The organism is Microcystis panniformis FACHB-1757, from assembly GCF_001264245.1.
Classification (GTDB): domain Bacteria; phylum Cyanobacteriota; class Cyanobacteriia; order Cyanobacteriales; family Microcystaceae; genus Microcystis; species Microcystis panniformis.
Window position 1 is genome coordinate 5,378,223 of the sequence record NZ_CP011339.1, and the last position, 21,010, is coordinate 5,399,232.

The following is a 21,010-nucleotide window of genomic DNA, read 5'->3' on the forward strand; positions in this document are numbered from 1 at the left end:
TTTAATTCCCCTATTTTTGTTATCTAGCTTTTATTCTATAACTGTTCTTGAAAACCTGCAAAAACTATGCCTGATCTCAATGCTATCCCCGGAATGACTGCTCTTCGCTCCCATACCAAAGGCGATCCCCGCATCAAAATTGCCGTTCTTGATGGACCGATTGACTTAGATCGCGCCTGTTTCCAAGGAGCAAATATTACCCGCCTTGATCCCTATTGGTCGGAAGAATTTCCCATCGATCCCCAACACTTACAAGCCTTTTTAGATATAGAAAAAAGTGACAAAAGTGATGAAGAAAAAGAGTATCTGTTCAAAGAAGCTATCCCTGATGAAAACATCCTCCACAGTTTGCATTTGCGCTTCCATGCTAACCATATTATCAGCACCATTTGTGGCCAGCCAGATTCACCCGTAGAAGGGATTGCTCCTCAGGCTACTGTAATTAATATTCCCATCGCCTATAGCAACGAAGATTTTATTAATCCTCTCAATCTTTCTCGCGCAATTAGTACCGCTATTGAACAGGGAGTTAATATTATCCATTGTGCCGCTTGTCACCCAACTCAAAGCGGATTAGCGCACGAATTTATTGATAAAGCAATTCGTCAAGCTCAAGCTAATAATATCCTGGTGATTGCCCCCGGAGGTAATGATAAAGGAGAGTGTTGGTGCGTTCCTGCGGTATTAGAAAATGTCCTGACAGTAGGAGCAATGAAAGATACAGGTGAGCCATTTAAATTTAGTAATTTTGGCGGTAAATATGCAACGCAAGGGATTCTCGCTCCAGGAGAGAATATTTTAGGCGCTCAACCCGGAACCGATGACCCCATCCGCAAAAAAGGGACTAGCTGCGCCGCTCCCATTGTGACAGGAACAGCCGCTTTATTAATGAGTTTGCAATTAGAACAGGGGTTATCTCCCGACGCAGAAGCAGTAAGAGCCGCCTTAATTAATAGTGCCATCCCTTGCGATCCTAAGGAAGTAGAAGAACCGGAACGCTGTTTATTAGGAAAAATCAATATTGCGGGTGCTTATGAACTGCTGACGGGAGAGAAATTACAAACTGTTGAAGCGGATAACAATTCGTCGAATAATATCATAGAATCGGCGGTAATTCCGATGACAGTGACCACCTCGGTTATCCCATCCAATACAACCGAGATGGCGACTCAGGGAACAATTGTAACCACCCCAACAGCAGCGACACTAGAACCGGTGATCGCTCCTAGCAATGCTTCAGAAAATGTTTCCTCAACCGGATTAATACAAAATAATCAAACAAATAAAAATATTGTCTTTAATAGTGTCGTTCCTAGTCAACGTTCAAACCTCGTTTATGTGTTAGGAACTTTAGGCTATGATTTCGGCACAGAAGCGCGTCGGGATACCTTTAAACAGTTAATGCCAACCATCACGATCGATAATCTTGAATTACCATCCAATCCCTACGATGCGCGGCAAATGGTAGATTATTTAGAAAGTAATTTATCAGAAACTAAGTCTTTAATTTGGACAGTCAATTTAGAACTAACTCCCATCTATGCAATTAAACCAGTGGGAGCCTTCGCCGCTGAGATTTATCAAGTCATGCAATATATGTTAGCGGGTCAAATATTGCCAGAAGCAGACGAAGATTATATTGAAAGGGTGAGTATCCCCGGTCTTCTTACTGAGGAAACCGTGAGACTTTTTTCTGGTCAAATTGTTCCCGTCATTAAAGTTAATAGTCCGCGAGGAATGTATGGCTGGAAAGTTAATACTTTGATTGAATCAGCCATAGAAACTGTTCGCACGGAACATGAAATCGCCGATGAAGCGAGGATGCGGCGTTCTCTAACCAGTTTCTTAAATCGCATTTATTATGACTTACGCAACGTCGGACAAATCGCCCGGGATCGCGCTTTAAATTTTGCCGCTACTAACGCTTTTCAAGCGGTACAAACCTTCTCCCAGGCAGTAGCAATGGGAATGGAATTACACAGTATTGAAGTGGAAAAAAGCCCCTTCTGTCGCTATGGAAGTGAATGCTGGGATGTGAAATTAAAATTCTTCGATCCCGAAAATGGTCTGCGGGCCAAACGAGTTTTTCGCTTTACCATTGATGTTAGCGATCGCACCCCTGTAACTTTAGGTGAAGTGCGTTCTTGGGCTGTTTCTAAATAGCCTGAGTCTGCTAAGTAAGTAAGTAGTCATGCAAAATTAATTACCTGCCCGATCGAGCTAAAACCCCTACGGGGCAATGATCGTCATGTGTAAATAATTTTGCCTAGGTACTTAGTTATAATTAAATTGAAGATAGATTTTGCCTCTGATCCCCCTGCCCCCCTTGATAAGGGGGGTGCCGATAGGCGGGGGATCCCCCTGCCCCCCTTGATAAGGGGGGATCTGACAACTTTTAACACCTACCTACTTAAGTACCTAAGCAAAATTGATTAACCAATAAGGCCAGGGTTAACTTTTCAAAATTGCACCAAATGTACTTAGCAAAAATGTCGATCAAATTCAATTATAATTAACTTCTTATTCAAAATTTTAGTTAATTATGCGTTACAAACTTTTAGGTAATAGTGGTCTGCGAGTTTCCGAACTATGTCTAGGAACGATGACATTCGGGCAAGATTGGGGTTGGGGGTCGGATAAAGAGGAAAGTCGGGCGGTTTTTCGGGCTTTTGCGGAAGCGGGCGGCAATTTTCTCGATACCGCTAATCTCTACACTAACGGAACCAGTGAAACATTAGTGGGGGAATTTGTCAAGGGCGATCGAGAAAAATGGGTAATCGCCACGAAATATTCTCTCAACACGCGCCCCGGCGATGTCAATGCTTGCGGAAATCATCGAAAAAACCTCTTTCAAGCGGTAGAAGCTAGTTTAAAGCGTTTAGGTACTGATTACATCGATTTACTCTGGCTTCATCTTTGGGACTCTCTCACTCCTATCGAAGAAGTGATGCGCGCTTTCGATGATTTGGTCAGGATGGGAAAAGTGCTTTATATCGGCATTTCTGACAGTCCTGCTTGGATTGTCTCCCAAGGGAACACCCTGGCCACCCTACGGGGATGGACACCCTTTATCGGACTACAAATAGAATATTCTCTCAAGGAACGCACCCCGAACGGGAATTATTGCCCATGGCCAAAGCATTAAATATCGGGGTGACAGCTTGGAGTCCCCTGGGAGGAGGAGTTTTAACGGGAAAATATAATCAACCCAACCCCGTCGATGGACGTTTAAGCATGACCGACCAACCTTTTCAAATTTTTGATCGCGATTTAAAAATTGCCGAGACTGTCCTAGAGATTGCCAGAGAAATTGAGAAATCACCGGCACAAGTGGCATTAAATTGGCTAAGAAATCGGCCTAACGCCGTAATTCCTATCATTGGCGCTCGAAAATTGTCCCAATTGCAGGATAATTTAGCCTGTGTGGACTTTAACCTGACTGGGGAACAGCTGCAACGACTCGATAATATCAGCGCCATTTCCCTTGGTTTTCCCCACGAACTTTTAGCCAGTCAATTTGTTGGCGATATCCTATTGGGAGGAGTAGCGGCACAATTGGACCGATGATGGAAGTTTTTGTTTATGGAACACTAAAACCTAAGGAGAGTAACTATTCTGCCTACTGTGCGGGAAAAGTGATCAACTCTAAAACCGCCTACACAAAGGGGTATTTATACCATCTTACCGCCCTCGGTTATCCCGGACTGACCGAGGGGGATGGCTGGGTGAAGGGAATTTTATTGACTTTTAACGCAGATTATGATATTGGGCTTTTGGATGGTTTGGAAGATTATCAACCCGGCAGAGATCCAGAAGAAAACGAGTATCAGCGTCGCAGAATTCCTATTTATAATCTAGAGCGAGAATTAATCGGCGAAGCTTGGGGATATATGATGACACCGGCAAAAATAGCTTTTCATGGCGGTATTTGGCTGCCTTCCGGTTGGTGGACCAGTAGCGATCGAGAATAGGGATGAGGGGGCCGATTCTGTTAAGATATACAAATTAAAAGCTTAATCGTGAAAAAATTATGTATCTACTCCTAGAAGTGGCCAGTGGCAAATTCCCCGTTTATTTCGTGGCAGTTTATGTGGTCGGTTTTCTCGCTGCTGTCACCATCGGTTCGATCGCTTGGTACAATTCTAAACGCCCGGTCGGTTGGGAAGATGCCCAAAGACCCGATATTGTCCCTGAAGTGAAGACAGAGGTGGATTCTGATTCTCAATCCTAGAAAAAGGCAGTGATCAGTTATTTTAGCCGTCAGCTTTTTCTCCCTTCTCAACAGTTATAATCCTCGATCGAGCCAATCAATGGTGAGGCAATTGCGGCTAGAATGGCCTGCTTTAGTCTTTTAGTCTCGTCGTTCGTTAACACTTAGGGATTCCTCTACGGAATACAAAAATTCACTCATCCTCAGACCTAAAGCATTAGTAATATGACTAAGCACTCTCACCGATGGACTTTTTAATCCTCGCTCTAGTTGACTAATGTAAGTTCTATGCAGACCTGTTACTTCCGCCAAATACTCTTGCGACCACCCTTTTTCTTGGCGATAACGCTGTAGCTCTCGTCCTAAAATTTGCTCTAGTTGACCAGATTGCATAGGCAGAATTCTAGTCTTTTGTATACCAAAGTTCTACAGACTAAAGTATTCAATGTCTCAGTGCCGAACAGAAACAGATAAATCAACCAAGGTCGATCGCAAATCGCTATGATAGAATATTGGGTCTTTAATTTCCGTCCCCTCCTCCTCTTATGAAACTGCCTGTCGTCGCTATTATCGGTCGTCCCAATGTGGGCAAATCCACCCTCGTCAATCGTATCGCTGGAGATCAACAGGCGATCGTTTTCGATCAACCCGGGATTACCAGAGATCGCACCTATCAACCAGCTTTCTGGTGCGATCGAGATTTTCAAATTGTCGATACAGGGGGGCTAGTTTTTAACGATGACAGCGAATTTCTCCCTTTAATCCGCGAACAGGCTTTAATCGCCCTAGCAGAGGCAAGTGTGGCGATTTTTGTCGTCGATGGGCAAGGGGGAATTACCGCCGGCGATCGAGAAATTGCCGCTTGGTTACGACAGCAAAATGTCCCGATACTTTTGGCCGTCAATAAATGTGAATCGGTGGAACAGGGTATCCTGCAAGCGACGGAATTCTGGGAATTAGCCATCGGTGAACCCTTCCCCATCTCGGCCATTCACGGTTCTGGTACAGGTGAACTACTCGATGCGGTGATTAAATATTTGCCACCTGCGGCGGCAATTCCCGAAAATGAAGAGATTAAAGTGGCAATTATCGGTCGTCCTAACGTGGGTAAATCCAGTCTCCTCAATGCTTTAACCGGACAACAACGGGCGATCGTTAGTCCGATTTCGGGAACCACCAGAGACTCGATCGATACTTTAATTGAACGAGAAGGACAGGTTTATCGGTTAATTGACACCGCTGGCATTCGCCGTAAGAAGAATGTGGACTATGGAGCCGAATTTTTCAGTATTAACCGTGCTTTTAAGGCAATTCGCCGGTCTGACGTGGTGCTATTCGTCATCGATGTGCTAGATGGTGTCACCGAACAGGATTTAAAATTAGCGGGACGAATTATTGAAGAAGGGCGCGCGGTGGTGCTAGTAGTCAATAAATGGGATGCGGTGGAGAAAGACACCTACACCATCAATACTTACACCAAAATGCTCCAAGATCGGCTGTATTTTATGGATTGGGCAGAAATGATCTTTGTCAGCGCCATGACGGGGCAAAGAGTCACCAAAATCCTCGAATTAGTCGATATTGCCGCCGAATCTCACCGTCGTCGCGTCAGTACCTCGGTAATCAACGATGTGATCGAAGAGGCGGTTAAGTGGCACAATCCCCCACCACCAGGGGCGGAAAACAGGGGAAACTATACTATGGCACGCAAGTATCGAGTCAACCCCCCACGATCGCCCTTTTCGTTAACGATCCCCAGCGCTTTAATGATAACTATCGCCGTTACATCGAAGGGCAATTCCGGCAACAGTTAGGCTTTAAAGGAACCCCGATCCGCTTAATCTGGCGCGGCAAACCGGCGCGAGAAGTGGAAAAAACGGTTAATAGAGCCACCAAGGTCTAATTTATGGATTTATTGCGAAGTTTGCCCATCGGTCTTTATCTCGATCAACCGATTACCCGACTACATCAACTAGATGCGCGGGTAAAATTTATCTGGTTAATGGCTTTTTTAGCAGCACCTTTATTAGCTAATCCTTGGTGGCGTTTAGCTTTGGTGGGATTGTTAATGTTTTTAACCCTGTTAGCTCCTATTCCCCCCCGCGTCTGGCGGCAACAGATGGGCTGGCTGATATTTTTAGCGATTATCGTCTTTCTGATTACTGCTATCACTCCCGATGGTTTAGGGGTGAGTATTCAGCCGCGTTTACCGGATGAAGGGCTGAATTTACCGCCAGCAAGTGATTATCAGTATGTTTTATGGGATAGAGGTCGTTTATTTGTTACCCGACGTTCTTTGGAATTAGCAGTGAGAATTAGTACCTTAGTTTTTACTTTAATTTATAGCACTAATCTCTTTTTATTGACGACGGCCCCGGAAGAAATTACCGAAGGTTTAGAGAATTTAATGAGTCCTTTACGGCGATTTAATGTGCCGGTGACGGAAATTTCTCTGACTCTGACCCTCTCTTTGCGCTTTATTCCCCTGGTTTTAGAAGAAGTGCAAAATCTAGCTAGGGCAGTGAGAACTAGGGCGATCGATTGGCAAAAATTAGGGATTAAAAAGAGTTTAAACGTCTGGTTAACAGTAGTGGAAAAATTACTAGATAATTTGCTTTTGCGCGCCGAACAAATAGCGATCGCTATGGAGGTTCGCGGTTTTACCAGTCCCAATCAGCATCAAGTACGCTGGCACGAATTAAAGTTAAGATGGGCTGATTTGATCGCTTTATTTTTGTTAATTCCCTTTTGGGCAGCCCGATTAGTTTGGGGGGGTTTATAGCAGTTATCAGTGATCAGTTATCAGATTTGAGTTTTAAGTGTGCAGTATTAAATAGAAGTTTCCTACTGTCTTTTCACCTGATAGTTCTTCGTTACTTGGTCTGGTTCGATCGGGTGGCATAAATCGACTAAATCTTTATCTGGCAAGGGATTTACTTGATTAGTTCGCTCTAGAAAACAATTGACAAAAATCGCCAAATGTCTTTCTCTATAAGAGTTTCATTTCTTATAACCCTGTCCGTTGCATAAGACAAACCGAAGAACCTCACTGATTACTGTTCACAGCAAAAAACTCCCCACTTTCCACTTCTCACTCGCCAATTTCCTACTAAAGATAGATATTTAAACAGATAAAAAGTATTACTTATAAGAGTAAGTTACGGCGTTTCTTATAGAGATGAGGTATGATAAGATTTGGCATTTGGCAGGGTGCATCTCATTTTTCTAAATCTACTAAGTTGGGATTTTTCAAGGAAGTCCGTAGGTTGGGTTGAGCGAATCAATAGGTTAAAGAAAACCTCTCAATTTTAGAGGAAAGCGAAACCCAACATTTCAGTTCGTAGGTTGGGTTGAGCGAATCAATGGGTTAAAGAAAACCTCTCAATTTTAGAGGAAAGCGGAACCCAACAGCCAACACCTAAATCCGTCGGAATCGGCGATCGCTTCTCCTGACCTTTTGTGGGGTTTCCTTGGGTCAATCCAAGCGTACTATAGTTGGGTTTCATGCTTCAACCCAACCTTGTATCTTGAGAAGTAGGCAACCCGTCCCAACCTAGGTAAAAAATACCGCTTTGTAGCTTGGGTGCCTATATTCTGAAAAAGGGCGTGGACATCCAGTTCAACCGAGGTGCTTGACACCGTTGGGTAGCCACCGGAGCCACGCCGTCATCCCGAGGAGACAAGCTCGAACAATCGCCCTTAGGATTAACCTCGTCTTCGCAAGGACGAGTTACCAAAGGGACAAAATAACTTAACCCCAGCATAAACGATGACAGAAGAAAAAACATGGGTAGGGATCGATGTCAGTAAAGAGGTTCTAGATATCTACGTGTTGCCGCAAGGTCTGACCTTGCAACAACCCAACAGCGACGTTGGCGTTCAATCGCTGATTGAACAATTACATCCTCTCTCACCGAGTTTGGTGGTGGTGGAATCGACGGGTGGATTAGAGCGCGCACTCGTATCGGGCTTACAAGCCGCCACCATACCGGTAGCGATCGCCAACCCCCGCAAGGTCAAAGGGTTTGCGACGGCATTGGGGAAAGCAAAAACGGACAAATTGGACGCACAGGTAATCGCTCAATTCGCACGAGCCGTGCAACCCCAACCCCAACCCGTGGTTGCCCCCCAAGCCCAACAATTGAGCGACCTAGTACGACGACGACAGCAGTTGGTGGAGATGCAGGTGGCGGAGAAAAACCGCCTCAGTCGTGCGTCTGAGACGGTGCAACTAGATATCAAAGCCCATATTGAGGAAATCCAACAGCGTATTGAAAGCCTCAACGAGCAGATTCAGTCCCTCGCCCAACAGCAAGCCGATTGGCAAGGCAAAAATGAAATCTTACAATCCGTTAAAGGGATCGGCAAAGTTTCATCTGCCCTATGTTTGGCGGAATTACCCGAGATGGGAACACTCTGGCGAAAAACAGATTGCCCGGCTGGTCGGGGTCGCTCCTATCAACCACGATAGTGGCCAGCACAAGGGTAAACGCATGATTTCGGGGGGACGCACCTCGGTTCGCTGTGGCTTGTACATGGCCACATTGGTAGCCATTCGTCATAACCCGGTGATTCGGAAGTTCTACGAACGGTTGTTGACCAATGGCAAGTTGAAAAAGGTGGCCTTAGTTGCCTGTATGAGGAAATTGCTGGTTATCCTCAATGCCATGATTCGTGATAATAAATGCTGGCAAGCACCCGCTTAGTCCAGTTTTCCGAACAATTTCATCGCTGACAAAACGGATGACTGGTGCCGTTACTTTGTCTTGCCTATTTGGGGTACAAAAGATTTTCTTTATTCCCCTTGACTTTTAAGACAATCGCTACAACCCCTTTTTGTTGGGTTGAGTCCGTAGCCCCCCTAAATGGTTACATACGTTACATAATCTGTTACCATTTACATACGGCGGTTCCTCTATCCGTGTGGCACCGATAAATCCTTATTGAATAAGCATTTCCACTTAGAAGATGTACCAGACTAAGCCTGAAGCCGCCGTATGTATAGAATTGTTGATTGGGAGTCTTGATCATGGCATTGCAGGAAGGCACTTACACCTGGGAATACGGCGACACTACCCAGGCTCTCTGGTTCACCGCTTCTTACAACACGGTCACAAATCAGTGGACTGTTGATATGAAGAAGGGGTCGATGGATCTCAACGCGTTGTGGTGGTCTAATGGCGATAGCAACGCGGATGGCAATATAGTTCTTTCCAAGGCTGACAACAGTCTCAATATGAATGGGACTGGTATCGTCTGGGATGGATACGACAAGATTTCCGATACGGGGTTAACGGGAACGGAGCATAATGGCAGCAGTCTTCTTACTGCGGGTAATACCTACACTTACAGCTACAGCAAGGATCAAGGGGTAGAGATCGAAGCGCTGTTGGCGGGGGGTGTTGTCACCCTTGGTGTCAGAGCCACAAGCGTCAACGGCACCGACGGTATCAAGGCGGTAGATGGACAATTTGTTTTCGTTCCCTACGACAATACCCCACCCACAGTGACGGTCGATATCGTTGATGCTTCCTTGAACGATGGAACTAATAGTTCTCTCGTTACCTTTGAGTTCAGCGAAGATGTCACCGGTTTTGCCGACGGTGATGTGAGCGTCAGCGGCGGAACCCTGAGCGACTTCACCCAGGTGGATGGCAACAGCTATACGGCCATCTTCACGGCCGATGATGGGGTGGAAACCATTGGCTCGGTGTCCGTGGCAGCCGATAGCTACAGTGATCTTGTCGGTAACAATGGTGGAGCCGGCTCGGATACGGTGACGATTGATACCAAAAATCCGACCCTTGCAGTCGATATCGTTGATGCTTCCTTGAACGACGGAACTAACAGTTCTCTCGTTACCTTTGAATTCAGCGAAGATGTCACCGGTTTTGCCGACGGTGATGTGAGCGTCAGCGGCGGAACCCTGAGCGACTTCACCCAGGTGGATGGCAACAGCTATACGGCCATCTTCACGGCCGATGATGGGGTGGAAACCATTGGCTCGGTGTCCGTGGCAGCCGATAGCTACAGTGATCTTGTCGGTAACAATGGTGGAGCCGGCTCGGATACGGTGACGATTGATACCAAAAATCCGACCCTTGCAGTCGATATCGTTGATGCTTCCTTGAACGACGGAACTAACAGTTCTCTCGTTACCTTTGAATTCAGCGAAGATGTCACCGGTTTTGACAACAGTGATGTGAACATCAGCGGCGGAACCCTGAGCGACTTCACCCAGGTGGATGGCAACAGCTATACGGCCATCTTCACGGCCGACGATGGGGTGGAAACCATTGGCTCGGTGTCCGTGGCAGCCGATAGCTACAGTGATCTTGTCGGTAACAATGGTGGAGCGGGTACGGATACGGTGACGATTGATACACTTAATCCGACCGTGGGCATCACCTTCGACAACTCACCGCTCACTGGCCAGAACTTTAGCACTACAGTTACCTTCCAGTTCAGCGAAGCCGTAAGTTTCACGGCCAGTAATGTCACCCTAGCCAACGGGGTGTTGAGCAACTTCACTGGCAGCGGCAGCAGCTACACCGCCACCTTCACCGCGACTGACTTCCAGTCGCCAACGGGAACAGTGGCGGTGTCCAACGACTATTTCGATATACTTGGCAACCAGGGTGTTGCCAATTCGGCCAACATCGCCCTGACCGTGGGCGGCGGTCCTGACCCGAATGATGGGCCGTCTGGAGGCGACAGTGTGATTGGCTCAGGTACACTTGGCGCGGATTTCATCACTGGATCAAATGGTAACGACAACCTTAGCGGCATCGACGGCAACGACACCATCAATGGCGGCGACGGCAATGACACCATCAACGGCGGCACCGGCGCCGACATTATCAGCGGCGGCACCGGCAACGACAACATCATCGGACTCGGCGGCTTTGATCTGATCTACGGCGGATCTGGCAATGATACCATCAATGGTGGTAATGGTATTGACACCATCGTCGGCGGGTTCGGCAACGATTCCCTCACCGGTGGCGGCGGCGACACCTTCCGGTTTCTGAGCATCTACGACCAGCAGGATGTGATCACCGGTTTCAACGACACCATCGTGTTCGATATAACCGGTGCCAGCGCCTTCACAGCCTTGGGTAGCGGGGCTTTGGGAACCACAACCTACACCGGTGCAATTGCTGGCGGTTACCTCACCTACAGCGGCGGGGTACTCTCCTACGATGCCGATGGCTCTGCGGGATCAACCTTCAGTCCGTTGGCGATTGTCACGTTGACCGGAACTCTCACCCCCACCCTCTCCGACACCAAAGTGCTGTTCCAGGCGCTCTAGCTCAAGCAGGCATTCCCCGCCTTATTTCTCCGGCCCCTGCTGGCCATTATTGCGGGGAATGTTCTTAACTTCTTCTGCTCTGCACCTGCTTACCGGCTCTGGTTTTGAGCCAGTCCTTAGCCAGTCCGTAGAATTTATTGGCGATTTTCGGGACATCGAACCCCTCAAAGCCGAACGGTAGGGACTCGCGCGGTTTCGTTGAGAAAATTGTCGGAAAAGAGATATTAACTCAGAAAGCGATTATACTCAATGATCGAAGACTATTGACCAGCGATCGATGAACCAAGACAACGAGATTAGTCATTTACTAGACCTCATGCCTGCTTCGGGACGGATGATGACGCGCATTGTCAGCAAACCCGAAAGCACCAAGGTAATCGAAACTAATTTTCCCCTGCCCTGGCAAAGAGGAGTCAGACCGATTCCAATTAATTTTGACCTCTGGCGGCAATTATCAAGACCCCAACGGGATTTAGTCTTGTTAAGGGCTGTCTGTGTTTTAACGGCAGTAAAATGGTTTAAACCCGATCTCGATCGAGTAATTGCTCTGGCTGGTATGATCGGTTTAACCGTGGAAACCCTGCAAACCGATGCCGTCGGTATGGCAGTAGCGGGGGTTTAACTGCCTTGGCAATTAACCGGATTTGGCGGGAAAAACGCAGCCCCCAACGGGAATTAGATGCGGATGAAGCAGCCCTAAAAGTGGCTGTTAGACGCGGTTACACGGAAACCGAGGCCGCTAAAAGTTTATTATCGGCTATTGAGACTATAGCTGAAATTGAAGGGCGATCGAGTCTCAATTTTAACGAGTTATTGCGCTGTCAAAATCTGAAAAAATTAGCCAATCTCTCCTTTGTTGGTGTTCCCGATCAGGTGAGACAATCCTAGGGTCAGTTGTTTTGGCTATCAGCTTTCTTTTTACTGATTACCGATCACTGACTACTTAAATCCCTAACCTTAAAATAACTACTATAAAAATATCTTTCCCCTTGCTCAATGGCTGCAATTGACTCTTTAGAAAAAGTCTTAAAATATCACTTTGGCTACGATCAATTTCGACCGAATCAACGCCAAATAATTGAGGCTGCTTTAAATAATCAGGATTTATTAGTAATTATGCCCACTGGAGGCGGTAAATCTCTCTGTTTTCAGCTACCTGCTTTAATCAAAAAAGGGGTGACGGTGGTGGTTTCTCCCCTAATTGCTTTAATGCAGGATCAAGTAACTGCTTTAGCTGATAATGGCATCGGGGCAACATTTCTCAATAGCACTTTAAATGCTAAACAAGTCAGAGAAAGAGAATCTTTAATCCTGCAAGGAAAAATTAAACTGTTATATGTCGCGCCAGAAAGATTATTATCGCCTAGTTTTTTAGATTTTTTAGCTGTTATTGATAATTACCTTGGTTTAGCCTGTTTAGCGGTAGATGAAGCTCACTGTGTCTCCGATTGGGGTCATGATTTTCGCCCTGAATATCGACAAATTAAACAAGTTCGTCAACGCTTTCCCTCTGCACCAATTCTGGCTTTAACTGCCACCGCTACCCAACAGGTTAGGGAAGATATTATCCAACAATTAGGATTGCGAGATACTTCCATTCATATTGCTAGTTTTAATCGTCCTAATCTTTATTATGAAGTTCGATCTAAAACCAGTAAATCTTATCAGCAATTGTATCAATATATTAAAGGACAAAAAGGATCAGGAATAGTTTACTGTATCAGCCGGAAAACCGTCGATAAAGTTGCCGAACAGTTACAAAAAGATGGTATTGATGCCCTACCCTATCACGCCGGTATGGATGATCGGGAAAGAAGCGAAAATCAAACCCGTTTTATTCGGGATGATGTGCAGATTATGGTGGCAACAATTGCCTTCGGTATGGGGATTAATAAACCAGATGTGCGCTTTGTCGTTCATTATGATTTACCCCGCAATTTAGAGGGATATTATCAAGAATCGGGCCGCGCCGGTAGGGACGGAGAACCGGCTAAATGTACCCTCTTTTTTAGCTTTGCAGATGCCAGAAAAATTGAGTATTTTATTAACCAAAAAACCGAGCAAAATGAACAACAGAAAGCTCGTCAACAATTGCGACAGGTGTTAGATTATGCCGAAGGGACTGAATGCAGAAGATCGAGTGTACTAGGCTACTTTGGCGAAAGTTTTTCAGGTAACTGTGGTAACTGTGATAACTGTCGGAATGGTAACAATTCCGAGGATTGGACAATCGAGGCACAAAAATTTTTATCCTGTGTGGCGCGGACGGGACAAAAATTCGGTATGATGCACATAATCAACGTGCTGAGGGGAGGAAAAGGTGAAAGAATCACCCAATATCAACATCATTTATTATCTACTTATGGCATCGGTAAAGATAAAACTGTCGGGGAGTGGAAACGTTTAAGTCGTTCCCTTGTCCAGCAAAATCTACTGGTAGAAACTGAAGACAATTTTAGAATCTTGAAACTTAATCAAAACAGTTGGGAAGTGATGCGGAAACAACGTTCCGTGTTTATTGCTGTCCCCCAAAAAGCTAACGGTCAAATCTTGGGAGACGACAATCCCAATACGCTGGAAAGTGATTTATTATTCGAGCGCTTGCGACAACTGCGGAAAAAAATTGCCGATAGTCAAGGGGTTCCTCCCTACGTTATTTTTCATGATTCTAGTCTGCGTTTGATGGCTCAATCAAAACCCCGGAGTTTAGGGGAGTTTCGTCAAATTTCTGGAGTAGTACAAAGCAAAGTGCAGCAGTATGGTGATATATTTATAGCGGCAATTAATGATTTTTGTCAGGATAGTCTTCCCTCTACTCAATTCCTCACTCTCCAATACTATCAAGATGGTTTGAATGCGGAAGAAATCGCTCGCAAAAGAAGCTTAAAAGTCTCAACCATCTATGAACATTTAGCTAAATTGCTGGAAGCGGGTTACGAAATTGATATTAATCAGTTAGTCTCTAAAAATAAACAGGAATATATTCGTTTAGCGATTAAAAAAGTGGGTGATCAATCCCTGAAAACTCTCAAAGAAAATCTGGGAGATAATTATAGTTATGAGGAAATTAAATTAGTTGTTGCTTGGCAAAGACGACCCCGGCAATAAGGCCAGAGCAACTCTTTTGATGCAACCCTCCACTTTAAAAGCTATAATAGATAATCAGTTTTTAATAACCGGATTTAGTATTACAACCAGTGGGTTAATCCGCTCAAAAATTGCTTTTTTTCGGGGTTGAAACATTTTAAACCCCGATTTTTATCATCCGGGAAAAATAACTTCTAGGGGAGCGGGAATCATCTCGCTACGAAAGTCAAGAATCTGAACTAGGATTAAATAGGCAACGGCGATTAAAATCGAAATCGCTCCCGTGATAATGGCGATAATTTTAGCAGAATTCATATAATTAACCGATAATTTCCTCAGATTATTGATCTATTGCCGCAAAAGCTACCGAAATTTATTCTCATCTAGGATTGCGAGCCTAAACAATTGAAACTGAAGATAAGTAGGGAGGCAAAATTATTTGTAGGATGGGTTAGCGGTAGCATAACATAATCAGGCGTTGGGTTTCATGCTTCAACCCAACCTACGTTCATCGGCTCTTCTCGACTTTGTGTGATAATTTTTGCTTATGGAATCGTGAAATGCTTATCAGGCAAGACTTTTAGTGCTATTTGGCGGAATAAACTATCAGTATAGACCTCGTTTCCACACAGAAACCAGAAGAGCCGTTCATCTTATATTTAATTCCACCCACCCACTTATCTTACAGCACAATTCTCCCGGACAGTTGAGGGAAGGGAGTGCATCTCAGTTTTGTAAGTAGTCGTGGAAAATTAATTTCCTAGTCGAGACTCCGAGACAGGAGACTCCGAGACGGGAGACTCCGAGACGGGAGACTCCGAGACGGGAGACGGGATACAGCTATTAGGGATCGGATTTGAGTTTTCAGTTCACTGTTTACTGATCACAGCAGAAGTCTGACGGAGTAGTGGCTTAGATGTGTAATTAATTGTGCTTAGATACTTAGAAATATCCATAACACATTTTGAGCGCAAGCATTGCGCCCCTACCATAAACCCTATCTAAAGCTGTCCCTTGAAAATTTGACAGGAGATAGTTCTTGTGGTTCAATACATAGATTAAAATCTATGGTCAAGCTTTGAATTATTTTTTATTTGAATCTAGGCAACCAGCAAAACCCTTGCTATAATCGACAATATATGGTAATAGACCAATTCCATCCGCTGCATCCGCATCGGCATCCCCAAAGTTGATCAACCTCGCTTTGTTTTAAGGTAGGCTAAGGCCTGCCTTACTTTTTATCGGTGATCAGCAACCAGTAAGCAGAAAATTGCCATTTAATACCGATCACCGCTCAGACTCGGAAAACTCAAATCGGATCACTGGTGACTGATAACTGATCTGATCCCCTAGCGTGATAAGCTGAGTATTGGCTAATTTTACAAAAAATTAAGACTTTCCCCTTGTGGGAGTTATCAGCTAAAACCCAGAGTAGACATAAACAATGGTAGCGACAACAGAAACTAACGTTGGTAAAATCGTCCAGATCATCGGTCCGGTCATCGATGCCGAATTTCCCAGTGGCAACCTGCCCCGTATTTATAATGCCTTAACCGTAAAAGGAACTAACTCCGCCGGTCAAAATTTATCCGTTACTTGTGAAGTACAACAGTTACTCGGTGACAACCAAGTGCGGGCCGTTGCCATGAGTACCACCGATGGTTTAGTGCGCGGTATGGATATCGTGGACACTGGCGCGGCGATTAGCGTTCCCGTGGGTAAATGCACCCTCGGTCGGATTTTTAACGTTCTTGGTGAACCCGTGGACGAAAAAGGACCGGTTAACGTCACCGAAACCTCTCCTATTCACCGTCCCGCTCCCAAATTAGTCGATCTTGAAGTAACACCGACGGTTTTTGAAACCGGTATCAAGGTGATTGACCTGCTCACCCCCTACCGTCAAGGGGGCAAAATCGGCCTCTTTGGGGGTGCTGGTGTGGGCAAAACCGTCATTATGATGGAATTAATCAACAATATCGCCATTCAACACGGGGGTGTCTCGGTTTTTGGCGGTGTGGGTGAAAGAACCCGCGAAGGAAACGACCTCTACAACGAGATGATCGAATCGAAGGTAATCAACGCTGATAACCCCGAAGAATCGAAAATCGCCCTCGTTTACGGTCAGATGAACGAACCCCCCGGAGCGAGAATGCGCGTCGGTCTCTCCGCTTTGACCATGGCCGAATACTTCCGCGATGTCAACAAGCAAGACGTACTCTTATTTATTGATAATATCTTCCGTTTCGTGCAAGCCGGTTCGGAAGTATCGGCGCTCCTCGGTCGGATGCCTTCTGCGGTAGGATACCAACCCACCCTCGGCACTGACGTAGGCGACCTGCAAGAGCGGATTACCTCCACCAAAGAGGGATCGATCACTTCCATCCAAGCGGTCTATGTACCCGCGGATGACTTGACTGACCCCGCTCCCGCTACTACCTTCGCTCACTTGGACGGAACAACAGTACTATCCCGGGGTCTGGCTTCCAAAGGTATCTATCCGGCGGTAGATCCCCTCGGTTCCACCAGCACCATGCTCCAAGCTGATATCGTCGGTGATGAACACTACGGCACCGCTCGCGCCGTCCAATCTACCCTGCAACGCTATAAAGAGTTACAGGACATCATCGCTATTCTCGGTTTAGACGAATTATCGGAAGAAGATCGTCTCACCGTTGACCGCGCTCGCAAAATTGAGCGTTTCCTCTCGCAACCTTTCTTCGTGGCGGAAGTTTTCACCGGTTCCCCGGGTAAATACGTTACCCTCGCTGATACGATCAAAGGCTTCCAGATGATCCTCAAAGGTGAACTCGATAGCTTACCCGAACAAGCGTTCTATATGGTCGGCAGTATCGATGAAGCGATCGCTAAAGGCGCAAAACTCAAAAAAGGCTAATTAAAAGTCAGTAGTAACCGCTAAACGCGGTTACTAAACCCAGAAATCTGCCAAAATTATCGTTATTATCACCAATGAGCATTACAGTACGGGTTATTACACCCGATCGCATTGTCTGGGATAACGTGGCCGAAGAAGTAATCCTACCCAGTTCCACGGGACAATTAGGTATTCTTAGCGGTCACGCTCCTTTATTAACTGCCCTGAATATTGGCGTAATGCGAATTCGACCGGGGAAAGACTGGGAAAATATCGCGGTTTTGGGCGGTTTTGCCGAAGTCGAAAATAATGAGATCAAAGTCCTCGTTAATGGGGCGGAATTAGGCTCAAAAATCGATAAAGAAAAAGCTCGCGCCGAATACGAACAGGCCCAAACCCGTCTCGATGAAGTCAGTAAAGGGGATGACCGTCGCAAAACTATCCAAGCGCAACAATCATGGCGCAAAGCACGCGCTAGATACCAGGCCGCAGGCGGTTTAGTATCGGTTTAAACCAAGCCAAATCACATTAAATTAAAGCAAAATCGGGCGGGTTTATATAAACCTACCCGATTCTTTTTCAGTGATCAGTGATCAGTGATCAGTGATCAGTGATCAGTTATCAGTAGGTTGGGTTGAAGCATGAAACCCAACGCCCGATTATGTTACGCTACCGCTAACCCATCCTACAAATAATTGTGCCTCCCTACTTATTGAGAAGTTGCTGTTCTCCTACTGCTCGGTGATCACTGAAAAAGTTTCCTGTTTTCCGTTGCCTAAAACTGGAGATTTTGTCGCTCCCCATTAAGATAACTGCTATAAATTAATTGCTACCACTAAAAACAACTTCGGGGAATTTTAACTGTGCATCGGCCATGGGGATTTGTCGGCCTTGATTGCGTAACTCTTGCCAAAAATTAATTACTTCTGTGGCTTTGTTGAGAACATCGACGCGATCGGACTCATCAATCCAGTGTTTTGCTTCTAACTCCTCTTGCAGTTGTTGCCAAGCATCATGACGCGGCCAGAAAAAATAAGCGGTGAGGGGGCTAGTTCCTTTGCCGACCACCTGATCCACAGCGATCGCTACGTTCTGATCTAACCACAATACTTTTAAAATAAACTTTGATTCGGAACTGACTGTCATTGTTAATCGTTAATCGTACAATTCTCGATCATATCATCTTTTGACTCAATTTTCCGCAGTCAGTTTTTAACTATTTTTTCCGATTTTTTCGCTAATAACCGCTATGATTCCAGAAACAGACTCTTTACCCTGTAAACAAATCGGTGTGGCCGTAATTAGAGATGATCGAGATTTAATTTTAATCGATCGCCGTCTAGCCAAGGGACTCTTGGGCGGTTTTTGGGAATTCCCCGGTGGCAAAATCGAAGGCAATGAAACGGTACAGGAATGTATTAAACGGGAGGTATTAGAAGAAATTGGCATTGAAATCGCAGTGGATAGTCATTTAATCACCATCGATCACACCTATAGTCATTTTCGGGTTAATCTACAAGTATATAACTGTCGTTATCTCAGCGGCCAAGCAAGAGCGATCGAATGTGAAGAAATCCGCTGGGTAACTATCGAGGAACTAGATCATTACACTTTCCCCGCGGCCAATCAAGAGATTATCAGAGCCTTAAAAGACATGGTAAACTCGAAATGATTGCTGCTAATCGTCGAGTAATTATGCTTAATCCTTCTATTCGTCAAGAACCCCGCTATGAACCGGCCGCGGTTATTCCCCTAAAAAAAGACGCTTCCATTGTCGAGTGGTTAGAAAAAAATAATCGCATGATTCCCCGGGATAAAATCGCCGAACCAGATCTCACTCTCGAAGAAGATGTGGAACTATCTGAACTCATGGATGTCGATGATATCGGTTATGATGACGACGAAGATGAATTAGTCTTAGATGAAGATTAATCCCGTCTTCTTTGGCAAATTTTCCCCTTATCTGACGCTTTAGTCGTGAACGCTAACATTTTTTCCGCCCCTATCTTTAAAAAACCCACTGGAACCCATCTCCTGATTCTACTAACGGGATTACTATTTCTGTTAGTAGTTTTTTTTCAGTCCACTAATTCCCTGTTAATCCCCCTGATGGCCACAACGTTAATCAGTGCTGGTCTTGGTTGTCAAGTAGTACCGATGCTGCGGCGCTTGAAAATGGGTCAGATCATGCGCGAAGATGGACCCCAGGCTCATTTAAAGAAAGCAGGAACCCCAACCATGGGAGGCAGCTTTTTTGTGCCAGTAGCCCTTATTTTCGCTTTAATCTGGTCTAAATTTACTCCTAATGTGGTGGCGGTTGCTTTGCTGACTTTTGCTTACATGGGTATCGGTTGGTTAGATGATTGGCAAATTCTGCGTTATAAGTCGAATAAAGGCCTATCTCCCCGGATGAAGTTAATTTTACAGATAACGGGGGCGGTGCTTTTTTGCCTCTGGATGTTGGTCAATCAGGTGAGTACCGATATCACCCTTTGGGGTCGATTAGTCATTCCTTTGGGCTTTTTCTTCTGGATTTTGGCGGGATTTGTCCTGGTGGCTGAAAGTAACGCCACTAATCTCACCGATGGGGTGGATGGATTAGCGGGGGGAACAGGTGCGATCGCTTTTTTGGGTTTAGCCATTATTATCGCTCCTAGTCATCCAGATTTGGCGATTTTCTGCACTTGTTTTGCTGGTGCTTGTCTAGGCTTCATTTTTCATAACCGCAACCCCGCTAAAGTGTTCATGGGTGATACGGGTTCCCTCGCTTTGGGAGGTGCTTTAGCTGCAGTGGGTTTAATTACTGGACATCTCTGGGGATTATTTTTAATTAGTGGTCTCTTCTTTCTGGAATCTCTTTCGGTAATCGCTCAGGTTATCTATTATAAAGCGACAAAAGGACCCGATGGCAAGGGCAAAAGATTATTAAAAATGGCTCCTTTTCATCATCATTTAGAATTAAGTGGTTGGACGGAAACGAAGATTGTGGGAGCTTTTTATCTGGTTAATGCGCTTTTAGTTGTCTTGGCTATTTGGACCAGTTAACTAAGCACTAAAGGAAAGACCACAACCGCAGGTATTTTGGGTGTTGGCATTGGTAAAACGGAAACCACCACCCATGAGATCTTCTGAATAGTCTAATTTTAAAATTTGTAGGTAGCGATCGCTGTCAGGATCAACTAAAATATTAATACCCTGACTTTGATAAAAGCGATCGTTTTCTGCCGCAATAGGGGTTAATTCGAGATGGTAGTGAAGTCCCGAACAACCACCGTTTTTTACGGCCAAACGCAGATAGGAACCAGTCAGACGACGGCTTTGACTCCAACGTTCAATTTCTCTAGCGGCGGCGGGACTTAATTCGATCATTGTTTTTGAGACTATTGTAATAATAATATCAAGTTATTGTGAAGTTATGCGATAGTTGTTGTCCAACTTTATGTTAAGAAATATGTGACTAATAAATGGCGGGGGTAGCTGACAATTTTTAAGACAGAAAACGGGTTTCTCCGAGAAACCCGTTTTCTAG

At 45.3% G+C, this 21,010-nt stretch carries 17 protein-coding genes and 4 pseudogenes; 17 read left to right on the forward strand and 4 right to left on the reverse strand.

Annotated features, from left to right (window positions below):
* Positions 1-66 precede the first annotated feature (66 nt).
* The 4 genes and pseudogenes from VL20_RS25325 to psb35 all read left to right on the forward strand — a co-directional run bounded on the left by VL20_RS25325 (position 67) and on the right by psb35 (position 4,231).
* Positions 67-2,163 carry a S8 family peptidase gene (locus VL20_RS25325; protein ID WP_052278194.1) on the forward strand — a complete coding sequence of 699 codons (2,097 nt, stop codon included), beginning with the start codon at positions 67-69 and terminating at the stop codon, positions 2,161-2,163.
* Between the two features lie 379 nt (positions 2,164-2,542).
* A pseudogene (locus VL20_RS25330) lies at positions 2,543-3,567 on the forward strand (aldo/keto reductase).
* A complete protein-coding gene (locus tag VL20_RS25335) occupies positions 3,564-3,971 on the forward strand; it encodes a gamma-glutamylcyclotransferase family protein (protein ID WP_128575315.1) in 408 nt (135 codons plus the stop codon). The pseudogene VL20_RS25330 and the gene VL20_RS25335 overlap by 4 nt, the downstream one beginning before the upstream one ends.
* Positions 3,972-4,030: 59 nt before the next feature.
* Positions 4,031-4,231, forward strand: a complete 201-nt coding sequence (gene psb35 / locus VL20_RS25340; protein WP_002761344.1) for a photosystem II assembly protein Psb35 — start codon at positions 4,031-4,033, stop codon at positions 4,229-4,231.
* 120 nt (positions 4,232-4,351) lie between these two features.
* On the opposite strand, the gene VL20_RS25345 is transcribed toward psb35, so the two are convergent.
* On the reverse strand, positions 4,352-4,603 hold the full coding sequence (locus VL20_RS25345; RefSeq protein WP_002761350.1) for a helix-turn-helix domain-containing protein: 252 nt from the start codon (positions 4,601-4,603) through the stop codon (positions 4,352-4,354).
* 152 nt (positions 4,604-4,755) lie between these two features.
* Between VL20_RS25345 and der the strand changes: the two are divergent.
* The 8 genes and pseudogenes from der to recQ form a co-directional block, all read left to right on the forward strand.
* A pseudogene (der, locus tag VL20_RS25350) lies at positions 4,756-5,883 on the forward strand (ribosome biogenesis GTPase Der); the annotation flags it as partial.
* Positions 5,862-6,113 carry a hypothetical protein gene (locus VL20_RS33340; RefSeq protein ID WP_284525916.1) on the forward strand — a complete coding sequence of 84 codons (252 nt, stop codon included), beginning with the start codon at positions 5,862-5,864 and terminating at the stop codon, positions 6,111-6,113. The pseudogene der and the gene VL20_RS33340, both read left to right, overlap by 22 nt.
* 3 nt (positions 6,114-6,116) lie before the next feature.
* Positions 6,117-6,992, forward strand: a complete 876-nt coding sequence (locus tag VL20_RS25355) for an energy-coupling factor transporter transmembrane component T family protein (protein ID WP_002797486.1) — start codon at positions 6,117-6,119, stop codon at positions 6,990-6,992.
* Positions 6,993-7,979: 987 nt separating this feature from the next.
* Positions 7,980-8,916, forward strand: a pseudogene (locus VL20_RS25360) (IS110-like element ISMae40 family transposase).
* A 323-nt stretch (positions 8,917-9,239) separates the two neighbouring features.
* Complete coding sequence (locus VL20_RS30615) at positions 9,240-11,522, forward strand: Ig-like domain-containing protein (protein ID WP_128575316.1); 2,283 nt, start codon at positions 9,240-9,242, stop codon at positions 11,520-11,522.
* 58 nt (positions 11,523-11,580) lie between these two features.
* The gene (locus VL20_RS33345) at positions 11,581-11,703 is read left to right on the forward strand and encodes a hypothetical protein (RefSeq protein ID WP_260441373.1); all 123 of its coding nucleotides are present in this window, start codon (positions 11,581-11,583) and stop codon (positions 11,701-11,703) included.
* Between the two features lie 96 nt (positions 11,704-11,799).
* Positions 11,800-12,410: pseudogene (locus VL20_RS25375) on the forward strand (DUF3318 domain-containing protein).
* 108 nt (positions 12,411-12,518) lie between these two features.
* Positions 12,519-14,630: a DNA helicase RecQ gene (gene recQ / locus VL20_RS25380; protein ID WP_052278196.1), complete on the forward strand. Its 2,112-nt coding sequence runs from the start codon at positions 12,519-12,521 to the stop codon at positions 14,628-14,630.
* Positions 14,631-14,783: 153 nt separating this feature from the next.
* On the opposite strand, the gene VL20_RS31980 is transcribed toward recQ, so the two are convergent.
* Positions 14,784-14,924, reverse strand: coding sequence for a hypothetical protein (locus tag VL20_RS31980; protein ID WP_002760440.1), 141 nt, complete (start codon positions 14,922-14,924; stop codon positions 14,784-14,786).
* A gap of 1,129 nt (positions 14,925-16,053) precedes the next feature.
* On the opposite strand from VL20_RS31980, the gene atpD reads away from it, so the two are divergent.
* Both atpD and atpC read left to right on the forward strand, forming a co-directional pair.
* A complete protein-coding gene (gene atpD / locus VL20_RS25385) occupies positions 16,054-17,502 on the forward strand; it encodes a F0F1 ATP synthase subunit beta (protein WP_052278197.1) in 1,449 nt (482 codons plus the stop codon).
* A gap of 74 nt (positions 17,503-17,576) precedes the next feature.
* Positions 17,577-17,993, forward strand: coding sequence for an ATP synthase F1 subunit epsilon (gene atpC, locus VL20_RS25390; protein WP_002760449.1), 417 nt, complete (start codon positions 17,577-17,579; stop codon positions 17,991-17,993).
* Between the two features lie 310 nt (positions 17,994-18,303).
* Here atpC and VL20_RS25395 read toward each other — a convergent pair whose 3' ends face one another.
* Entirely contained in the window at positions 18,304-18,627 is a 324-nt protein-coding gene (locus tag VL20_RS25395) for a 30S ribosomal protein PSRP-3 (RefSeq protein WP_052278198.1), read from the reverse strand.
* A gap of 103 nt (positions 18,628-18,730) precedes the next feature.
* Between VL20_RS25395 and mutT the strand changes: the two genes are divergently transcribed.
* Genes mutT through mraY form a run of 3 tightly spaced genes read left to right on the forward strand, consistent with a single transcriptional unit; the run spans position 18,731 to position 20,526 of the window.
* Entirely contained in the window at positions 18,731-19,153 is a 423-nt protein-coding gene (mutT, locus tag VL20_RS25400) for an 8-oxo-dGTP diphosphatase MutT (RefSeq protein ID WP_052278199.1), read from the forward strand.
* On the forward strand, positions 19,150-19,413 hold the full coding sequence (locus VL20_RS25405) for a DUF3134 domain-containing protein (protein ID WP_002760451.1): 264 nt from the start codon (positions 19,150-19,152) through the stop codon (positions 19,411-19,413). Before mutT ends, VL20_RS25405 begins: the two co-directional genes overlap by 4 nt.
* Positions 19,414-19,458: 45 nt before the next feature.
* Positions 19,459-20,526 carry a phospho-N-acetylmuramoyl-pentapeptide-transferase gene (mraY, locus tag VL20_RS25410; protein ID WP_052278200.1) on the forward strand — a complete coding sequence of 356 codons (1,068 nt, stop codon included), beginning with the start codon at positions 19,459-19,461 and terminating at the stop codon, positions 20,524-20,526.
* On the opposite strand, the gene VL20_RS25415 is transcribed toward mraY, so the two are convergent.
* Positions 20,527-20,850 carry a HesB/IscA family protein gene (locus VL20_RS25415; RefSeq protein ID WP_002766059.1) on the reverse strand — a complete coding sequence of 108 codons (324 nt, stop codon included), beginning with the start codon at positions 20,848-20,850 and terminating at the stop codon, positions 20,527-20,529.
* Between the last annotated feature and the right edge of the window lie 160 nt (positions 20,851-21,010).

Excerpts from the sequence above, each read along its gene's own strand:
- VL20_RS25325 (WP_052278194.1), top strand. The coding sequence starts at position 67 with ATGCCTGATCTCAATGCTATCCCCGGAATGACTGCTCTTCGCTCCCAT.
- VL20_RS25335 (WP_128575315.1), top strand. The coding sequence starts at position 3,564 with ATGATGGAAGTTTTTGTTTATGGAACACTAAAACCTAAGGAGAGTAAC.
- psb35 (WP_002761344.1), top strand. The coding sequence starts at position 4,031 with ATGTATCTACTCCTAGAAGTGGCCAGTGGCAAATTCCCCGTTTATTTC.
- VL20_RS25345 (WP_002761350.1), bottom strand. The coding sequence starts at position 4,603 with ATGCAATCTGGTCAACTAGAGCAAATTTTAGGACGAGAGCTACAGCGT.
- VL20_RS25355 (WP_002797486.1), top strand. The coding sequence starts at position 6,117 with ATGGATTTATTGCGAAGTTTGCCCATCGGTCTTTATCTCGATCAACCG.
- VL20_RS30615 (WP_128575316.1), top strand. The coding sequence starts at position 9,240 with ATGGCATTGCAGGAAGGCACTTACACCTGGGAATACGGCGACACTACC.
- VL20_RS33345 (WP_260441373.1), top strand. The coding sequence starts at position 11,581 with ATGTTCTTAACTTCTTCTGCTCTGCACCTGCTTACCGGCTCTGGTTTT.
- recQ (WP_052278196.1), top strand. The coding sequence starts at position 12,519 with ATGGCTGCAATTGACTCTTTAGAAAAAGTCTTAAAATATCACTTTGGC.
- VL20_RS31980 (WP_002760440.1), bottom strand. The coding sequence starts at position 14,924 with ATGAATTCTGCTAAAATTATCGCCATTATCACGGGAGCGATTTCGATT.
- atpD (WP_052278197.1), top strand. The coding sequence starts at position 16,054 with ATGGTAGCGACAACAGAAACTAACGTTGGTAAAATCGTCCAGATCATC.
- atpC (WP_002760449.1), top strand. The coding sequence starts at position 17,577 with ATGAGCATTACAGTACGGGTTATTACACCCGATCGCATTGTCTGGGAT.
- VL20_RS25395 (WP_052278198.1), bottom strand. The coding sequence starts at position 18,627 with ATGACAGTCAGTTCCGAATCAAAGTTTATTTTAAAAGTATTGTGGTTA.
- mutT (WP_052278199.1), top strand. The coding sequence starts at position 18,731 with ATGATTCCAGAAACAGACTCTTTACCCTGTAAACAAATCGGTGTGGCC.
- VL20_RS25405 (WP_002760451.1), top strand. The coding sequence starts at position 19,150 with ATGATTGCTGCTAATCGTCGAGTAATTATGCTTAATCCTTCTATTCGT.
- VL20_RS25415 (WP_002766059.1), bottom strand. The coding sequence starts at position 20,850 with ATGATCGAATTAAGTCCCGCCGCCGCTAGAGAAATTGAACGTTGGAGT.